Source organism: Phytohabitans kaempferiae, assembly GCF_042433955.1.
GTDB lineage: Bacteria > Actinomycetota > Actinomycetes > Mycobacteriales > Micromonosporaceae > Phytohabitans > Phytohabitans kaempferiae.
This window is the reverse complement of record NZ_JBHLUH010000010.1, coordinates 29,100-44,963: the sequence shown is the minus strand read 5'-3', so window position 1 is coordinate 44,963 and position 15,864 is coordinate 29,100. Positions and strand designations below refer to the sequence as shown.

At 73.0% G+C, this 15,864-nt stretch carries 14 protein-coding genes; 10 read left to right on the top strand and 4 right to left on the bottom strand.

Annotated features, from left to right (window positions below):
- Positions 1-251: 251 nt before the first annotated feature.
- Together ACFFIA_RS08980 and ACFFIA_RS08975 are read right to left on the bottom strand one after the other, a co-directional pair.
- Positions 252-1,433, bottom strand: a complete 1,182-nt coding sequence (locus ACFFIA_RS08980) for a DUF3866 family protein (RefSeq protein WP_377248415.1) — start codon at positions 1,431-1,433, stop codon at positions 252-254.
- Between the two features lie 9 nt (positions 1,434-1,442).
- Positions 1,443-2,414 (bottom strand): cation diffusion facilitator family transporter, encoded by a 972-nt coding sequence (locus tag ACFFIA_RS08975; RefSeq protein WP_377248412.1) that lies wholly within the window; start codon positions 2,412-2,414, stop codon positions 1,443-1,445.
- A 91-nt stretch (positions 2,415-2,505) separates the two neighbouring features.
- On the opposite strand from ACFFIA_RS08975, the gene ACFFIA_RS08970 reads away from it, so the two are divergent.
- The 6 genes from ACFFIA_RS08970 (at position 2,506) to ACFFIA_RS08945 (ending at position 6,979) form a co-directional block, all read left to right on the top strand.
- The gene (locus ACFFIA_RS08970) at positions 2,506-3,498 is read left to right on the top strand and encodes a helix-turn-helix transcriptional regulator (RefSeq protein WP_377248409.1); all 993 of its coding nucleotides are present in this window, start codon (positions 2,506-2,508) and stop codon (positions 3,496-3,498) included.
- Positions 3,495-4,445, top strand: coding sequence for a helix-turn-helix transcriptional regulator (locus ACFFIA_RS08965; RefSeq protein ID WP_377248406.1), 951 nt, complete (start codon positions 3,495-3,497; stop codon positions 4,443-4,445). Before ACFFIA_RS08970 ends, ACFFIA_RS08965 begins: the two co-directional genes overlap by 4 nt.
- Before the next feature lie 79 nt (positions 4,446-4,524).
- Positions 4,525-4,782 (top strand): hypothetical protein, encoded by a 258-nt coding sequence (locus tag ACFFIA_RS08960; RefSeq protein WP_377248403.1) that lies wholly within the window; start codon positions 4,525-4,527, stop codon positions 4,780-4,782.
- A 71-nt stretch (positions 4,783-4,853) separates the two neighbouring features.
- Complete coding sequence (tatA, locus tag ACFFIA_RS08955; protein WP_377248400.1) at positions 4,854-5,135, top strand: Sec-independent protein translocase subunit TatA; 282 nt, start codon at positions 4,854-4,856, stop codon at positions 5,133-5,135.
- A 15-nt stretch (positions 5,136-5,150) separates the two neighbouring features.
- Positions 5,151-6,086 carry a twin-arginine translocase subunit TatC gene (gene tatC, locus ACFFIA_RS08950; RefSeq protein WP_377248397.1) on the top strand — a complete coding sequence of 312 codons (936 nt, stop codon included), beginning with the start codon at positions 5,151-5,153 and terminating at the stop codon, positions 6,084-6,086.
- On the top strand, positions 6,086-6,979 hold the full coding sequence (locus ACFFIA_RS08945) for a diacylglycerol kinase family protein (protein ID WP_377248394.1): 894 nt from the start codon (positions 6,086-6,088) through the stop codon (positions 6,977-6,979). Before tatC ends, ACFFIA_RS08945 begins: the two co-directional genes overlap by 1 nt.
- A gap of 240 nt (positions 6,980-7,219) precedes the next feature.
- On the opposite strand, the gene ACFFIA_RS08940 is transcribed toward ACFFIA_RS08945, so the two are convergent.
- Complete coding sequence (locus ACFFIA_RS08940) at positions 7,220-7,951, bottom strand: HAD family hydrolase (protein WP_377248391.1); 732 nt, start codon at positions 7,949-7,951, stop codon at positions 7,220-7,222.
- Between the two features lie 96 nt (positions 7,952-8,047).
- On the opposite strand from ACFFIA_RS08940, the gene ACFFIA_RS08935 reads away from it, so the two are divergent.
- Both ACFFIA_RS08935 and ACFFIA_RS08930 read left to right on the top strand, forming a co-directional pair.
- Positions 8,048-10,804 carry a DEAD/DEAH box helicase gene (locus ACFFIA_RS08935; RefSeq protein WP_377248388.1) on the top strand — a complete coding sequence of 919 codons (2,757 nt, stop codon included), beginning with the start codon at positions 8,048-8,050 and terminating at the stop codon, positions 10,802-10,804.
- A 186-nt stretch (positions 10,805-10,990) separates the two neighbouring features.
- On the top strand, positions 10,991-11,788 hold the full coding sequence (locus ACFFIA_RS08930; protein ID WP_377248385.1) for an MHYT domain-containing protein: 798 nt from the start codon (positions 10,991-10,993) through the stop codon (positions 11,786-11,788).
- Positions 11,789-11,942: 154 nt separating this feature from the next.
- Here ACFFIA_RS08930 and ACFFIA_RS08925 read toward each other — a convergent pair whose 3' ends face one another.
- A complete protein-coding gene (locus ACFFIA_RS08925; RefSeq protein ID WP_377248382.1) occupies positions 11,943-12,866 on the bottom strand; it encodes a 5'-3' exonuclease in 924 nt (307 codons plus the stop codon).
- A 190-nt stretch (positions 12,867-13,056) separates the two neighbouring features.
- Between ACFFIA_RS08925 and ACFFIA_RS08920 the strand changes: the two genes are divergently transcribed.
- Positions 13,057-14,277, top strand: coding sequence for a glycosyltransferase family 4 protein (locus tag ACFFIA_RS08920; RefSeq protein ID WP_377248379.1), 1,221 nt, complete (start codon positions 13,057-13,059; stop codon positions 14,275-14,277).
- Positions 14,270-15,859 carry a lipopolysaccharide biosynthesis protein gene (locus ACFFIA_RS08915; RefSeq protein WP_377248376.1) on the top strand — a complete coding sequence of 530 codons (1,590 nt, stop codon included), beginning with the start codon at positions 14,270-14,272 and terminating at the stop codon, positions 15,857-15,859. Before ACFFIA_RS08920 ends, ACFFIA_RS08915 begins: the two co-directional genes overlap by 8 nt.
- Positions 15,860-15,864: the final 5 nt, after the last annotated feature.

The following is a 15,864-nucleotide window of genomic DNA, read 5'->3' as shown; positions in this document are numbered from 1 at the left end:
CGACATTGTCTCCTTGCGAAGCGACCAGGCCCGGGGCGGAGTCCGTCCGTGGCGACTAATTGCCCCAGACGGAGAATTTCTCGCCACGCACGACCTGGATCTCTCCATGACCGCGAGCGGTCCTGCCCCGAACATATCGATACGCCTTCGAGCAACCAGGCACAGCCTCGCGTGGACCCGGCCGCAGTCCGAGCGCCCGCCGGAGGGCACCACAAGAACCCGCAGCGGCGCCAACCCCGACCGCGAAAGCCTCAGCCCAGCAGCGAGGCCGCGTGTCGGCCGGCGGCCGCGGCGGTGAGGAAGTACCAGCGGTCGGCGTCGAGCCCTCGGCCCATTGTGGACAGCGTCACTGGCGACTCCTTCAGGGCCGCCTCCAGGCCCTCGGCCGGTACGCGGACCACGCGGTGGCGGGCGGCCAGAAACTCGACCGCTGGCTCCACAGTGGACGCCAGCGCCGGTGGCAGGTCGGCGGGGAGCACCACGTCGGCGGGGGCGAGCGCGACCCGGCCGTACGCCGTGAGGCTGTGGTGCGAGATGCCGCGGTGGCGCGGTCGGGGGTCGGCGTCGGAGAGGCGGAGCGAGGCGACCGGGCGGCCGTCCAGCGCCGCCACCGCGTTGACCGCCTCGCCGGCCGCCACGCCGCTGAAGCCCCAGGCGGTGCCCGTACCCAGGTTGCCTGGGCCCTGTGCGACGACGGTGACGTCGGCGCGGAGGACGTGGCGGGCGGCGATCAGTCCGCTGTGGACTGTGGTGGCCTCCAGGTCGCCGCCGAACGACTGGCCGACCGTCACCGTGCCGGCCAGGTGGTCGCGGAGGCCGTCGAGCGTGCGGGAGAACCACGCGGGGAGCGCGCCCCCGTCGGTCATCACGTACGCGACCGAGAGGTCGGACCGCAGCGCCCGGATGCCGGCCAGGATCGCCGGCAGCGCCGAGTGCAGGTCGGCCACCACCACCGGCATGCCGTCGATGCCATCGGCCGTCGCCATGACCGTCCGGTGCGGGGACGCCTCCTCGTCCACGCCGAGCACGATGGCCTGCAACGGCGTGTACCGGGCCTTGACCAGGTGGCCCGAGTCGCGGGAGGCCGGCGCCGGGGGATCGGGCGGGAGGCGGTCGGGGAGGGCGACCACCAGCGCGTACCCGCCGGTGCCGAGGCCCATCTCCAGCGCGCCGATGTTGAGCAGCACGCGGTCGCCCACCGTGGGCTCGCCGGTCAGCGCGGGATACGCCAGCGCGCGGACGACCGAGGACGGCGACACGCGCACGTCCACCGTGACGACGCCACGCCAGCGACGCCTCAGAGCGGTCACCACGCCCGAACGCCAACGTACCGTGCCCGCCCACGCTCCGTCGCTCGGCGCTCGTGCGCCGTCGTGGTTGGGGTCCGAAGCCTCGCGACTCCCGCTCATGCCCGCCTCGCGACTCCCGCTCATGGCAGCCACTTAACCACGGCGTCCGGTCGGGTCGAGAAAGACGTACCGGATGCCGTGGTAGCGGTCGGCGAGCCGGCGTTCGGCCTCCTCCGCGGCGGCCTCGATGTCGGCGCCGGTGGCCTCGTCGGTGAAGTCCACCTTCGCGGCGACCAGCACGTCGGCGGGGCCGAGCAGCATGGTGAGCAGCGTGTCGACGCGTTCGACGGTGGGGAGGGCGGCGAGTTCCTCCTCGATGAGGCGGTGCAGGCGCGGTGGCACCGCCTGGCCCACGAGCAGCGAAAGGTTGGTGCGGGCGAGGGTGGCGGCCACCACGAGCAGGAGCAGGCCGATCGCGACGGAGGCGAGCCCGTCCCACAGCTCGTCGCCGGTGGCGTGGGAGAGCCCCACGCCGGCGGCGGCCAGCAGCAGGCCGACCAGCGCGGCGCTGTCCTCCAGGACGACCGCCTTCACCGTCGTGTCCGGGGTGACCCGCAGGAAGCGGGCGGGCGTGACCCGCCATCCGCGTGCCGAGCGGCGCACCTGGCGTACCGCGCGGGTGAGGGAGACCGACTCGATCACGAACGAGACCGCCAGCACCACGTACGACGCCGTGTAGTGGCCGGTGTGCTCGCCGGTGCGGATCGTGTGCACGCCGTGCGTGATCGAGAAGCCGGCCCCGGCCACGAACGTGAACAGCGCCGCGATGAACGCCCAGATCCAGCTCTCCTTGCCGTACCCGAAGGGGTGTCGCTCGTCGGCCGGGCGGGCGCCGCGCCGCAGCGCGGTGAAGAGCAGCACCTCGGTGGCGGTGTCGGCGAGGGAGTGGGTGGCCTCGGAGAGCATCGCGGCCGAGCCGGCGATGAGGCCGGCGACAAGCTTGGCCGCCGCGATCGTCAGGTTGGCGAGGCCGGCGACGACGACGGTGCCGAGGCTCTCGGACCCACCGCCGCCCTCCGCGAGGCGCGCGTTGAGGTCCAGCGGTAACGGACGGTCATCCGACACGAGCAGATTGTGCCCCAGGAGGAGGAACCCTGGGCGCGATGCGGCGTGGGGTGGGCCGTACGGGCGTGCGAATGGGGCTATTGTCTGTGGCGTGTCGCGGTCACGGACGGAGCGCCTGGTCAACCTGGTGATCTGCCTGCTCTCCACGCGGCGGTTCCTGACCGCCGCGCAGATCGCCGCGACCGTTCCCGGCTACGAGCACGATCCCGACGACCCGCGTGACCACGAGGCGTTCCAGCGCAAGTTCGAGCGCGACAAGGCGGAGCTGCGCGAGTTGGGCGTGCCGCTGGAGACGGGCACGGCCAGCGTGTTCGACGTCGAGCCCGGCTACCGGATCGCCGCTCGGGAGTACGCGCTGCCCGACATCCAGCTCGAGCCCGACGAGGCCGCCGCCGTGGGCATCGCCGCGCGGCTGTGGCGGCACGCGGGGCTGGCCGCCGCCGCCTCGTCCGGGCTGGCCAAGCTGCGCGCGGCGGGCATCGACATCGACCCGTCGGCGACGCTCGGCGTGGAGCCGGTGGTCACCGTCGACCCGGCGTTCGCGCCGCTCACCACGGCCGCCCGCGACCGGCGCGCGGTGGCCTTCGACTATCGCGTGCCCGAGGGCGACGGCCCGACCAGCCGGCGGCTCCAGCCGTGGGGCGTGGTCTGCTGGCGCGGTCGGTGGTACGTGGTGGGTCACGACCTCGACCGCGAGGCGACCCGCTGCTTCCGGCTCTCCCGGATCGTCGGCCAGGTGCGGCTCACCGGCAAGCCGGGGGCGTACGAGCCGCCCACCGACGTCGACCTGATCAGCCACGTGGCCCGCTGGTCCGGCCCGATCGAGCGCACCGGGCGGGCGACCGTGCTGGTGCGTCCCGGGCGGGCGGCCGGGCTGCGCCGCTGGGCCCGCGAGGTCGAGACGACCCCCGAGGGTGACCGGCTGGTGCTGCCGTTCGCCGACGTGGAGGGCTTCGCCGCGTCCGTGGTCGGATACGGCGCCGATGTGCGCGTGCTCGACCCGCCCGAGGTGCGCGAGGCGGTCATCCAGCGGCTCAAGGAGATCGCCACTCGCCACGAGGCGGCGTCGGTGAGCGCGCGATGACCGCGCCGTCCCGCGCCTCCGCCGACCGGCTCGGGCGCCTGCTCAACCTCGTGCCCTACCTGCTCGCCCGCCCCGGCATCGAGCTGGCCGAGGCCGCCGCCGAGTTGGGCGTGAGCGAAAAGCAGCTGCGCGAGGACCTGGAGCTGCTGTGGGTCTGCGGGCTGCCGGGCTACGGGCCGGGCGACCTGATCGACATGGCGTTCGACGGCGACCGGGTCACGATCACGTACGACGCGGGAATCGACCGGCCGCTGCGGCTCACCCCCGACGAGGCGTTGGCGCTGGTGGTGGCGCTGCGGATGCTCGCCGAGACGCCCGGCATGGCCAACCGCGACGCCATCGAGCGCACGCTGGCCAAGCTGGAGAGCGCCGCCGGCGACCTGACCAGCGCGCCGGTGGAGGTGCGGCTGCCGGGCAACGCCGACCGCCTCGACACGCTGCGCGGGGCGGTGGAGCGGCGGCGGGCGCTGCGGATCACGTACTACACGGCGACCCGCGACGAGCTGACCGAGCGCGTGGTCGACCCGATCCGCGTGCTGGTGGTCGCCGGCCGCTCCTATCTGGAGGGGTGGTGCCGCCGGGCCGAGGCGGTGCGGCTCTTCCGGGCCGACCGGATCGACGCGCTGACCGAGCTCGACGAGCCGGCGCGCCTTCCCGGCGAGGTGCGGCTGCACGACGTGAGCGGCGGCATCTACCAGCCTGGCCCCGAGCTGCCGCTGGTCACGCTCCGGATCGGCCGCGGTGGCCGGTGGATCACGGAGTACTACCCGTGTGAGGACGTACGCCCCGACGGCGAGGAGTGGCTGGTGTCGCTGCGGGTCGCCGACCTGGCGTGGGCGCAGCGGTTCGTGCTCGGGCTGGGGCCCGATGCCACCGTGGTCGCCCCGGCCGACCTGGTCGAGCGGGTGCGCCAACAGGCGGTCGCGGCTCTCGACCAGTACAGTTGACGGTCGTGATCGGGAGCCGCGAGGCTGCGGGCCTTGCCCCCGGCGGTGGACGAGCGCCGAGCGGCGGAGCGGGGTAGGCATGGTCTTGTGGATCGTGATAGCCGTGGTGCTGGTGGGGCTCCTGGTGCTCGGGCTCGCCGCCGGATCACTGATGGGGCGGCTGGGGCCACTGCGCCGGGCCTCGACGACGCTGCTGCGCCGCCAGTCAGAGGTGGAGCAGCTCCGGGCGGCCGCGGTCACGCTCGCCCAGGAGGCGGAGGCGCTGCGCCTCAAGACGGAGATCACCCAGGAGCGCCTGGCGCTCATCAAGGTCAAAGACGGGACGCGCAGCCGTTGACGGGCCGCCGCCAGACGCACGTACGATAGGGCTCGACAGTCTTCACGACGATCAGCTAACTGGAGCTTTCCATGGGCGCCCTCAAGCCGTGGCACATCGCTGTACTCGTGGTCGTGCTGGTCCTCCTCTTCGGCGCGAAGCGGTTGCCTGACGCGGCCCGGTCGTTGGGCCGCTCGCTGCGGATCATCAAGGCCGAGACCAAGCACCTGTCCGACGACGACGAGCGCGACCTCGCGGAGAAGGCGGACGCGCAGCACGGCCGCCAGCCGCTCCCGCCGCCGTCGACGTCGACCGAGCAGCGTCCGGCTGCGCCGGTCACCGACCCGGTGCAGCGCACGCGCGACATTTCCTGATTTCCGGCACCCCCGGTGGCGTTCTCCCTCATCCGGCGGCGCGGGCCGAGCAACTTCGAGCGTGCCGCTGACGGCTCGATGACCCTCATCGAGCACATCCGCGAGTTGCGCACGCGCTTGTTCCGGGCCTCGCTGGGCATTCTTGTCGGCGTCATCGTCGGCTACATCGTGTCCCAGGCGGTCTTCGACCTGCTCCAGCAGCCATACTGCGACCTGCCCAACATCCGCACGCCCGACGGCCGCTGCCCGATGACCCAGCTCGGCCCGGCCGACGGCTTCCTCATCCGGTTGAAGATCGCGCTGTGGGTCGGGTTGATCCTCTCCGCGCCGGTGTGGCTCTACCAGCTCTGGGCCTTCATCGCGCCGGGGCTGCACCGCAACGAGCGGCGCTACGCGTACCTCTTCGCCGGCATCGCGGCGCCGCTGTTCGCGGCCGGGTCGGTGCTGGCCTACTTCGTGGTGTCCAAGGGCCTGGAGTTCCTGCTCAGCTCCGGCGTCACCGGCCTGGAGAGCCAGCTGGAGGTGACCCGGTACGTCTCGTTCGTCACCAACCTGATCCTGATCTTCGGGGTGGCGTTCGAGTTCCCACTGCTGATCCTGATGCTCAACTTCGTGGGCGTCACGAGCGGTAAGAGGCTGCTGGGCTGGTGGCGGGTGGCGATCTTCGTCTTCTTCGCCTTCTCCGCGGTCGTCACGCCGACCCCCGACCCGTTCGGGATGACCGCGCTCGCCATCTGCCTGTCCGCGATGTACTTCGTCGCGGTGGGCGTCGCGCTCCTCAACGACCGGCGCCGCCGGCGCGGGCAGGAGTCGTACGCCGGGCTCGACGACGACGAGGCGTCCCCGCTGGAGCACGACGCGGAGCCGGTCGAGGCGGGTGAGCGGTTGGAGGCGGTCACGCCGGTCGCCGCGCCGCTGCCGATCGAGCGCCGCTACGACGAGACCACCTGATGCCGGGCGACCTCGTCGTGCTCGTCAACCCGGAGGCCGGGCGCGGGCGCCACCGAGACCTGCTCCCGCCCGTGCTGGAGCGGCTCGCCGAGTCCGACCTGCCGGTGCGGCTGCTCGACGCCCGCACCCGGGAGGAGGCCCAGGAGGCGTGCCACCGCGCGGTCACCGACGGCGCGGCGGCGCTGGTCGCCGTGGGCGGCGACGGCACGGTCCACCTGGCGCTCCAGGCGGTGGCCGGCACCGACCTGCCGTTCGGGGCCGTGCCGGCGGGCACCGGCAACGACTTCGCGGTGGAGACCGGCATCCCCGCAGAGCCGATCGCCGCGGCGGCCGCCATCGCCGGCGCGGTCAAGGCCGGCCGCACCCGCCCGATCGACCTGGCCCGGCTGACCGGCCCCGGCCGCGCCCCGATGTGGTACGGCGCGGTGCTCGCCGCCGGCTTCGACGCCGTGGTCAACGAACGCGCCAACCGGATGCGCTGGCCACGCGGCCCCCGCCGCTACGACCTGGCGATCTTCATGGAGCTGATCCGCCTCAAGCCCCGGCGATACACCCTGCGCCTCGACGGCGAGGAGCAGGTGCGCGACGCGGTGCTGCTGGCGGTGGGAAACTGCGCCAGCTACGGCGGCGGCATCCGCATCGTCCCCTCGGCGGTGCCCACCGACGGCCTGCTCGACATCGTGCTCGGCGACGTCAGCCGCGCCACGCTGGTCAAGCTCAAGGGCAAGACCTACAAGGGCACGCACGTCGAACACCCCCAGGTGCACACATATCGGGCGCGCACCGTCGAGATCGAGGCCGAGGGCATCACGACGTACGCGGACGGCGAGCGCGCCTTCCCCCTCCCGGTCACCATCACCGCCGTGCCGGGAGCGGTGCGCCTGCTGGGCTAGGAATTTCGGGCTACCGCGACGCCCGTCGTTCTCCAGACCGCCGCTCCCGCGGCCTCACCCTCCGCAAGATCCCGACAATTTCCCTGATTTTGCTGTCTCCAAGTACTGACGTAGCAGCAAACTCCCTGATTTTGCTGCTACGTGCCGCCGGAGGTGGCGGGTCGTGGAGCGCGGACGGTGAGGCCGCGGGAGCAGCGGCCCGCACCACGACGGGCGTCGCGGTAGCCCAGATCCCGGTCTTCAGGGCGTTGTCAGGTTGAGTACGGCGGAGAGGCCGTTGGGCTTGCCGGGGTCGGCGGCGGGCAGCACCAGCGCGGCCAGGCCGGCACGCACCGCGCCCGCGTCGGCCGGTGTGTCGCCGACCATCAGCGCCCGCTCCGGGTCGACGCCGAGCGTGCCGCACGCGCGCAGGAAGATCGCCGGGTCGGGCTTGGTGCGCCCCACCTCGTACGAGAGTACGTAGGCGTCGACCAGGCCGGTGAAACCCCACGCCTCGAAGTGCGGCCGGATGTCGAAGCCGATGTTGCTCACCACCGCCACCGGCACGCCGGCCTCCTTGAGCGCGATGAGCGTGCTGGCGGTGTCCGAGTACAGGACCCAGCCCTCCGGGAGCAGCAGGCGCTCGTACAGCGCCTCCTCGAAACCGTCGAGCCCGGCCCCCACGGTCGTCGCCAGCCCGATGTACGCGGCCCGGTGCGCCTGCTCGTACAGGTCGCGGTCGGCGAACACCTCGGCGAGGTGAGGCGGGACGCGGTGCGGCAGCGGGCCGCCCGCGCGGCCGGCGGTGACCAGCCGGTCGGCGAGTACGGTGGCGCGGCCCCGGTCGAGCGTGGTGCCGCACGCCTCCGCGGCCGCAGTCACCCACGCGACAGGGTCCTCCACCTGCGCGAGTGTGCCGTGGAAGTCGAAGAGCACCGCGTCCAGCGGTCGCCGTGCGGGTCGGGAGTCGGGGAGGGCGGTCTGGTCCGGCACGTCCGTGACCCTACCGAGTCGCCCGGTTGGTCCCGTAAGCCGACCCGCTGGCGCCGTGACCTGAATACTGCTGTGCGGGCAAGATAAATTATGGGCATGAGCAGCCCCGCCGAGCGGTACGCCGCGGCGCGCCGACGGGCCGAAGCGGTCTCCGGTTTCCCGGCCCTCGAGGATTTCGCCCTCGACCTCGGATTCGATCTCGACGACTTCCAGCGGGAGGCGTGCGAGGCACTCGAGCGAGGCAGCGGCGTGCTCGTCTGCGCCCCGACCGGGGCCGGCAAGACCGTGGTGGGGGAGTTCGCCGTGCACCTGGCGCTCTCCACGCCCGGCCTGCGGCGCAAGTGCTTCTACACGACGCCGATCAAGGCGCTCTCCAACCAGAAGTACCACGACCTGGTGGAGCGGTACGGCGCCGAGCGGGTCGGCCTCCTCACCGGCGACAACGCGATCAACGGCGACGCGCCGGTGGTGGTCATGACCACCGAGGTGCTGCGCAACATGCTCTACGCCGGATCCTCCACCTTGGAGGGTCTGGCGTACGTGGTGATGGACGAGGTGCACTACCTCGCCGACCGGTTCCGTGGCGCGGTGTGGGAGGAGGTGATCATCCACCTGCCCGCCTCGGTGACGCTCGTGTCCCTGTCGGCGACCGTCTCCAACGCGGAGGAGTTCGGCGACTGGCTGGTCACCGTGCGGGGCGAGACGGCGGTGGTGGTCAGCGAGCACCGGCCGGTGCCCCTGTGGCAGCACATGCTGGTGGGGCGGCGGATGTTCGACCTGTTCCACGACGCCGACGCGGCCCGTAAGCACGACGTCCACCCCGAGCTGCTGCGCTACTCCCGGGAGACGCTGCGCCGGCTGGAGCTGACCGACGGCTACACGCCGGGGCGCGGCGGTCGTGGCGGGCGGCGCTGGCGGCCCCCGCTCCGCGCCGACATCGTCGAGCGCCTCGACCGCGAGGGGCTGCTGCCGGCGATCCTGTTCATCTTCAGCCGGGCCGGCTGCGACGCGGCGGTGCAGCAGTGCCTGCACGCCGGACTGCGGCTGACCACGCCCGACGAGCGGGCCGAGATCCGCCGCGTGGCCGAGGCGCGGATGGCCTCGATCCCCGGCGGCGACCTCCAGGTCCTCGGCTACTGGGAGTGGCTCGACGGGCTGGAGCGAGGGCTGGCGGCCCACCACGCGGGGCTGCTGCCGGCCTTCAAGGAGGTCGTCGAGGAGCTTTTCGTGCGCGGGCTGGTCAAGGCCGTGTTCGCCACCGAGACGCTCGCGCTGGGCATCAACATGCCGGCCCGCTGCGTGGTGCTGGAGCGGCTGGTCAAGTTCAACGGCGAGGCGCACGTCGACCTGACGCCGGGGGAGTACACGCAGCTCACCGGCCGGGCCGGGCGGCGGGGCATCGACGTGGAGGGGCACGCGGTCGTCGTGTGGGCGCCGGAGGTCGACCCGCGGCACGTGGCCGGGCTCGCCTCGACCCGCACCTACCCGCTGCGCTCCAGCTTCCGGCCGTCGTACAACATGGCGGCCAACCTCGTCGGCACGGTCGGCGCGGCGCCCGCGCGGGAGCTGCTGGAGTCGTCGTTCGCGCAGTTCCAGGCGGACCGCTCGGTGGTCGGGCTGGCCCGGCAGGTGCAGCGCAACCAGGAGACCATCGAGGCGTACGGCAACGAGGTGCGCTGCCACCACGGCGACTTCGACGAGTACTTCGCGCTCCGCGTGGCGATCGCCGACCGGGAGCGGGCGCTGGCCCGGCAGGGGAGCAGCCAGCGTCGCGCCGAGGCGGTGCGCTCGCTGGAGCGGCTGCGGATCGGTGACGTCGTGCGCGTGCCGTCCGGCCGCCGTTCCGGGCTGGCGGTCGTGCTCGACCCGGGCGTGGGCGGCTTCGGCGAGCCCCGCCCGCTCGTGCTCACCCAGGACAGGTGGGCCGGTCGGGTCACCCCGGCCGACTTCACCGCGCCGGCCGAGGTGCTGGCCCGCGTGCGCGTACCCAAGCACTTCAACCACCGCTCGCCAGCGGCGCGGCGCGACCTGGCCGCGCAGGTGACCGCGACGGGCCTCGACCGGCACGCCGGGCGGCGGTCGCGCGCCAAGGGCGGCAACGGCGAAGACCACGAGCTGGCGCTGCTCCGCGTCCAGCTTCGGCAGCATCCGTGCCACGCCTGCCCGGAGCGGGAGGAGCACGCCCGCTGGGCCGAGCGGCGGCACCGGCTGTGGCGGGACACCGAGCAGCTGCGCGACAAGGTCGCCGGGCGGACCAGCTCGCTCGGGCGTACGTTCGACAACGTCTGCGACCTGCTCACCACGCGCGGATACCTGACGCCGGAGGGCGAGGTGACCGACGCCGGCCGCATGCTCGCCCGGATCTGGAACGAGGCCGACCTGCTGGTCGCCGAGTGCCTGCGCCGCGGCGTGTGGGACGGTCTCGCCGCGCCCGAGCTGGCGGCGGCGGTCTCGGTCGTGCTGTACGAGGCGCGGCGCGAGGGCGACGAGCGGGCCTCGGTGCCGCGCGGTCCGATATCCGACTCTGTCGACGCCACCATCAAGATCTGGGCCGAGCTGGAAGCCGACGAGGCGTCCCGAGGGCTCGACCTGACCCGCGAGCCCGACCTCGGCTTCGTGTGGCCGATCTTCCGCTGGGCCCGCGGCGAGGATCTGGCGAAGGTGCTGGCCAGCGGTCACAACCTGGAGGGCGAGATGCCCGCGGGTGACTTCGTGCGCTGGGCCCGCCAGGTGGTCGACCTGCTCGGCCAGGTCGCCGAGGCCGCCTCGGCCACGCCGAAACTGCGCGAAACCGCCCGCGCCGCGATGAGCGCGGTCAATCGGGGAGTGCTGGCGTACAACGCCGTCTCGTAGTTTTCCCGACACGCTGTGACGTTTGGCCGACCGTCCAGTTGTAGAACTCCGATCGTCTCTTAATGATCGCAAACGCGAACTTGCCTCTGTTATGGCTGGCTGAGGCTATTGGGGGACGGACGAAACGTGGAAATACATCATTTCGAGTACGGCTTCATAACGCCGACTCTCAGTTACGCACTGTCGGTGCTGGGCTCCTTGCTCGGCCTCACCTGTGCGGTGCGCGTGCGCGAGGCGACCACCACCGCGCAGCGTGCCTGGTGGCTCATGCTGGCGGCATGGGCGATCGGCGGCACCGCGATCTGGAGCATGCACTTCATGGCCATGCTCGGCTTCTCGGTGGTCGGGCAGCAGATCCGGTACGACGTGGCGCTCACCGCCGTCAGCGCGGTGATCGCGGTCGTGGTGGTGGGCATCGGGCTGTTCATCGCCGCGCTCGGCCGCCCCACGATCATCAAGATCGCGTCAGGGGGCGTCTTCGCCGGTCTCGGAGTCGCCGGCATGCACTACACCGGCATGGCGGCGATGCGGGTCGACGCCGAAATCCAGTACGACCCCCTGCGGGTCGCGCTGTCCGTGGCGATCGCGGTCGTGGCCGCGACGGTGGCGTTCTGGCTCGTCGTGAACGTCAAGGGCGGGCTGGCCATCTTCGCGTCCGCGCTGGTCATGGGCGTCGCGGTGAACGGCATGCACTTCACCGGCATGTCCTCGATGTCCGCGCACGAGCACCTCATGCCCGGCGACCCGGTCGGCGCGACCGCGTCCAACCTGCTGGTCCCGATCATCCTGGCCGTGATCCTCGTGGCGATCGCGCTCATCTACGCGGTGCTGGCGGCACCGAACGAGGATGACCGGGCCGGCGCCGCGTACATGGACGCGCGGCTGGCGGACCGGGCGAACGAGCCGGCTCCCGAGCCGCCCCTGTCGCCGCACGGCCTGGCCGCACGCCGCACCAACCTGCCGTCCTCGACCCGCCGGCGGTAGCGCCCGCCGGCTGAAGCGCCGCCGCTCGTGGCTCCGCCGGCCGGGGCCTAGGGCGTGCCTGGTGGATCTTGTGGGTGCGAGGCGAGGTCCAGGCGCCGCCGGGCGCCGTCTGGGCCCGCCGCAGCCCCGCAAAGATCCACCAGACACGCCCTAGCTACGGGCGGCGGGGCAGGGCCAGGGCGTCGACCAGGCGCTTGCAGGAGCCGGCGAGGTTCCACTTCTCGGCGAGCGCCAGCAGTCGGTCGCCGTCGACGGGCGCGGTCGGCAGGCGCGTGTCGAACTCCGGGATCGGGATGTCGCGGGCGACCCGCACCACCTTCGGCGCCACCGCCAGGTAGTCGCGGGAGGCGGCCAGCTTGCCGCGCAGGCCGGCCGCGAAACCGGCCTTGGGGTCGTCGAGCGCGGCGAGGATGCCGTCCAGGTCGCCGTAGCGCGCGACCAGCCGGGCCGCGGTCTTCTCGCCGACGCCGGGCACGCCGGGCAGGCCGTCGCTCGGGTCGCCGCGCAGGGCCGCGAAGTCGGCGTACGCGGCCGCGGGCACGCCGTACTTGGCGCGCACGGCCGCGTCGTCGCAGTCTTCGAGCTTGGCGACGCCGCGCCCGCAGTAGAGCAGCCGCACCGGCTTGTCGTCGTCGATGAGCTGGAAGAGGTCGCGGTCTCCGGAGGCCACCTCGACCGGGCCGGGCTGCGTGGTGGCGAGCGTGCCGAGCACGTCGTCGGCCTCGTACCCGGCCGCGCCGACAGCCGGGATGCCGACGGCCTCGAGCACATCGAGGATCAGCGGGATCTGCGGTACCAGCGTGTCCGGTACGACCTCGGCGCCGGGAGGGCCGGTCTCGGCGAGGCGGTGCGCCTTGTACGACGGGAGCAGCTCGACCCGCCACGCCGGCCGCCAGCTCGCGTCCATCGCGCACACGAGGCGGTCGGGGTGGCGGCCGCGGACGAGCGTGGCGAGGAAGTCGAGGAACCCGCGCACGGCGTTGACCGGCGTGCCGTCGGGGGCCTTGGCGGCGGACTCGGGGATACCGAAGTACGCCCGGAAGTACAGGCTCGGCGCGTCCACGAGGAGCAGGGTCATGGCGGACAGCCTGTCACACGGGCCGGCGGCGCCGCCCGTACCGCCGAGGTGAGGTGCGCGTGACGGCCCGGTCCGAAGGCTGGGAGGTTACTGGGCGTTAGGTGAACGACGGGTTAACTGACGGTAAAAATTGCGTACTGGGGCCCCCTGCCCGAGAACCCGTGCGGGCTTCGCCCCTATCCTCGGGCGCGTGAAGTTGTCGGCGCCGGAGAAGGCCACCCCACCGACGCGCGATCCGGGCCGACCGCTCCGGATCGGCATGATCGTGGTCAGTGAGTACGAATCGGACCCGCGCGTGCGCCGCCAGGCAGAGGCGCTCGTCGCTCGCGGTGACGAGGTGACCGTAGTCGCGCTCACCGCGCCCGGTCGCCCCACCGTCGACATGGTCGACGGCGTGAAGGTGGTGCACCTGCCCACCCGCAAGTACCGGGGCAGTTCGGCGAAGGCGTACCTGTCGCTGTACGGCGGCTTCGGCGCCCGGGCCGCCCGCTGGCTCGCCACGCGGCCGCGCTCGTTCGACCTGGTGCAGGCGCACTCGATGCCCGAGGCGCTGGTCTTCGCCGCGCTCGTGCCGCGGCTCTTCGGCACCCCGCTGCTGCTCGACGTGCACGACCTGACCTCCAAGCTCTTCGCCTCGAAGTTCGCCGGGCGGAGCAAGGTGCTGGGCGTGATCGCCGCCTCGGAGAAGGCGTCGTTCCGCTTCGCCCACGAGGTGCTGACCGTGCACGAGCAGTACGCGGACGAGATCCGGGCCTGGACCAAGCGCCCCGTCTCCGTGGTGATGAACTGCCCCGACGAGCGCCTTTTCGTCCCCCGCCCCGAGCCGCTGCGCTGGGATCCGGCGGGCGAGGTCGTGTTCAGCTACCACGGGCTGATCGCGCCCCGGCACGGGCTGGTGGCCGCCACCGAGGCCCTGGCCCGGCTGCGCGGCGAGGTTCCCGGCGCCCGCCTCCAGGTGCGGGGGAGCGGCGACGGGCTCGATCAGCTCTCCGCCCGCGCGGCCGAGCTGGGCGTCGCGGACGCGGTCGACCTGCCCACGCGGCTCTACCCGCTGCCCGAGATCGTGCGCGAGCTGGAGAAGGTCCACATCGGACTCGTGCCGAGCCAGCTCGACCCCTGGACCGACGGCGTGCTTCCCACGAAGCTGATGGAGTACGCGATGCTCGGCGTCCCGGTCATCACGTTCCGCAACCCGGTCATCTCGCGGTACTTCCCGGACGACGCGGTGCGCTACGTCGATCCGGCCAACCCGGACACGCTGCACGAGGCGATGCGCGAGCTGGCCGCCGACCCCGACCGGGCGCTCGCCCAGGCGGCGCGGGCCAGCGAGGTCATGGCCGGCCTGCGGTGGAGCGAGCAGAAGAAGCACTACTTCGCGGTCGTCGACCGCCTCGCCGCCAGGCGTGGTTGAGACCCCGGCCCCGGGGGGTGGCACCGTCCGGTCCAAGGAGCGCGGCGACGAGGACAGCCGTCCCGGGGCGCCGGCGGGCGAGGCGAGCCCGACCGGTGCGGCCCCGGCCGGCAAGCGCGCGCCCGCCCGGCCCGGGATCGTCCGCACCGGGCTGCTCACCATGGCCGGGCTGGTCGCCCTCGGGCTGACCCGACTGCTGCACGGCGCGTTGGTCAGCCGTGCCACCGACCAGGAGACGTACGGCCTGGTCGGCACGCTCATCGCGGTCACCACCATCGGCAGCCTGCTGCTGCCGGCCGGTGTGGCGAGCGCGGCGTCCAAGTTCATCCCGTACGAGCACGGGCGGGGTGACCCGGCCGCGGCCCGGGGCGTGCACCGGCTCCTCGTGCGCGTGGGCTGGGCCGGCGCGGTGCCGATCAGCCTCGGCGCGGCCGCCGGTGCCGCGGTCGCGTTCGACCTCGGCTGGGTCGACGCGCTCCAGGTGGCGGCGCTCTGCTGCGCGTTCTCCGCGTACTCCGTGCAGAAGTCGGTGCTGTACGGCTTCGGGCTCGTCCCCGCGTACACCAGGTTGGAGCTGATCTGCTCCGGCCTGTCGCTGGCGGCGACGGTGCTGGTGGTGGCCGCCGGCTGGACCGTCTACCTCCTGCCCCTCGCGGCGGGTTACGCGGTCTTCACCTTCGGCGCCTGGCGGCAGGTGCGGCCGCTCACCCGCGGGGCGAAGGAACGCTTCACCGCGACCCGCGAGATCGCCGTGTTCGTCTCGCTCGCCTGCGTCGGCACGCTCTGCTCGCAGGGCTTCCTGCAAGGCACGCAGCTGCTGGCGCAGCACTTCGCCGCGCCGCGCGAGGTGGCGTACTTCGCGGCGGCGGTCACGCTCATCGCGCCCGCGTACTTCCTGCCTCGCGCGCTCGGCATCGTGCTCTTCCCGTCGATGGCCCGCGCGCACGGCGCCGGCGACGTCGCGGACGTGCGCCGCCAGGCGGACGTGTCCACACGCGCGCTGTTCGTGGTGCTGGCCCCGCTCTTCGCGGTCGCGCTGCTGGTCGCGCCGGAGATCCTGACGCTCTTCGGCGGCGGGGAGTACGCCGATGGCGCGCCCGTGCTGCGGCTGATGCTCGCCGCCACGTACCTGGCGGTGGTCGCGGTGCCGGCCGTCAACGTGCTCTCCAGCGGGGCGCACGTACGCGTGCCGGTCCTCTCCGCGGTCGCCGGCCTGCTGACCGGGCTGGGGGTCGTCGCCGCGCTCGGCGGCCCGCTCGGCGCGGCCGGCGTGGGCATCGGCTACCTCTGCGGCACGGCGGTGACCGCCGGTGGCCCGATCGTCATCGCGTGGCGACTGCACCGGATGTCGTGGCGCGCGCCGGTGGGCGTGGCCGCCGGGTTCGTCGCCCTCGTCCTTGTGGCGGCGTCGGTCGCGGACCGGTGGCTGATACCCGGGACCCGGGCCGCCGCGGCGGCGTTCGCCCTGATCGCTGGCATTTTCTTGTTGCGCGGCCAGATCCGCCTACTGCGCGACGATTCGATCGGCGGACGGCTTAAGGTGGCCGGGGGTTCACCATCTCGTTCGGGACGGAGGGTGTAGTGGCG

Bases quoted from the DNA above. Each gene is read 5' to 3' on its own strand.
- ACFFIA_RS08935 (WP_377248388.1), top strand. From the start codon at position 8,048: ATGAGCAGCCCCGCCGAGCGGTACGCCGCGGCGCGCCGACGGGCCGAA.
- ACFFIA_RS08925 (WP_377248382.1), bottom strand. From the start codon at position 12,866: ATGACCCTGCTCCTCGTGGACGCGCCGAGCCTGTACTTCCGGGCGTAC.
- ACFFIA_RS08980 (WP_377248415.1), bottom strand. From the start codon at position 1,433: ATGAGCGGGAGTCGCGAGGCGGGCATGAGCGGGAGTCGCGAGGCTTCG.
- ACFFIA_RS08945 (WP_377248394.1), top strand. From the start codon at position 6,086: ATGCCGGGCGACCTCGTCGTGCTCGTCAACCCGGAGGCCGGGCGCGGG.
- tatA (WP_377248400.1), top strand. From the start codon at position 4,854: ATGGGCGCCCTCAAGCCGTGGCACATCGCTGTACTCGTGGTCGTGCTG.
- ACFFIA_RS08965 (WP_377248406.1), top strand. From the start codon at position 3,495: ATGACCGCGCCGTCCCGCGCCTCCGCCGACCGGCTCGGGCGCCTGCTC.
- ACFFIA_RS08960 (WP_377248403.1), top strand. From the start codon at position 4,525: ATGGTCTTGTGGATCGTGATAGCCGTGGTGCTGGTGGGGCTCCTGGTG.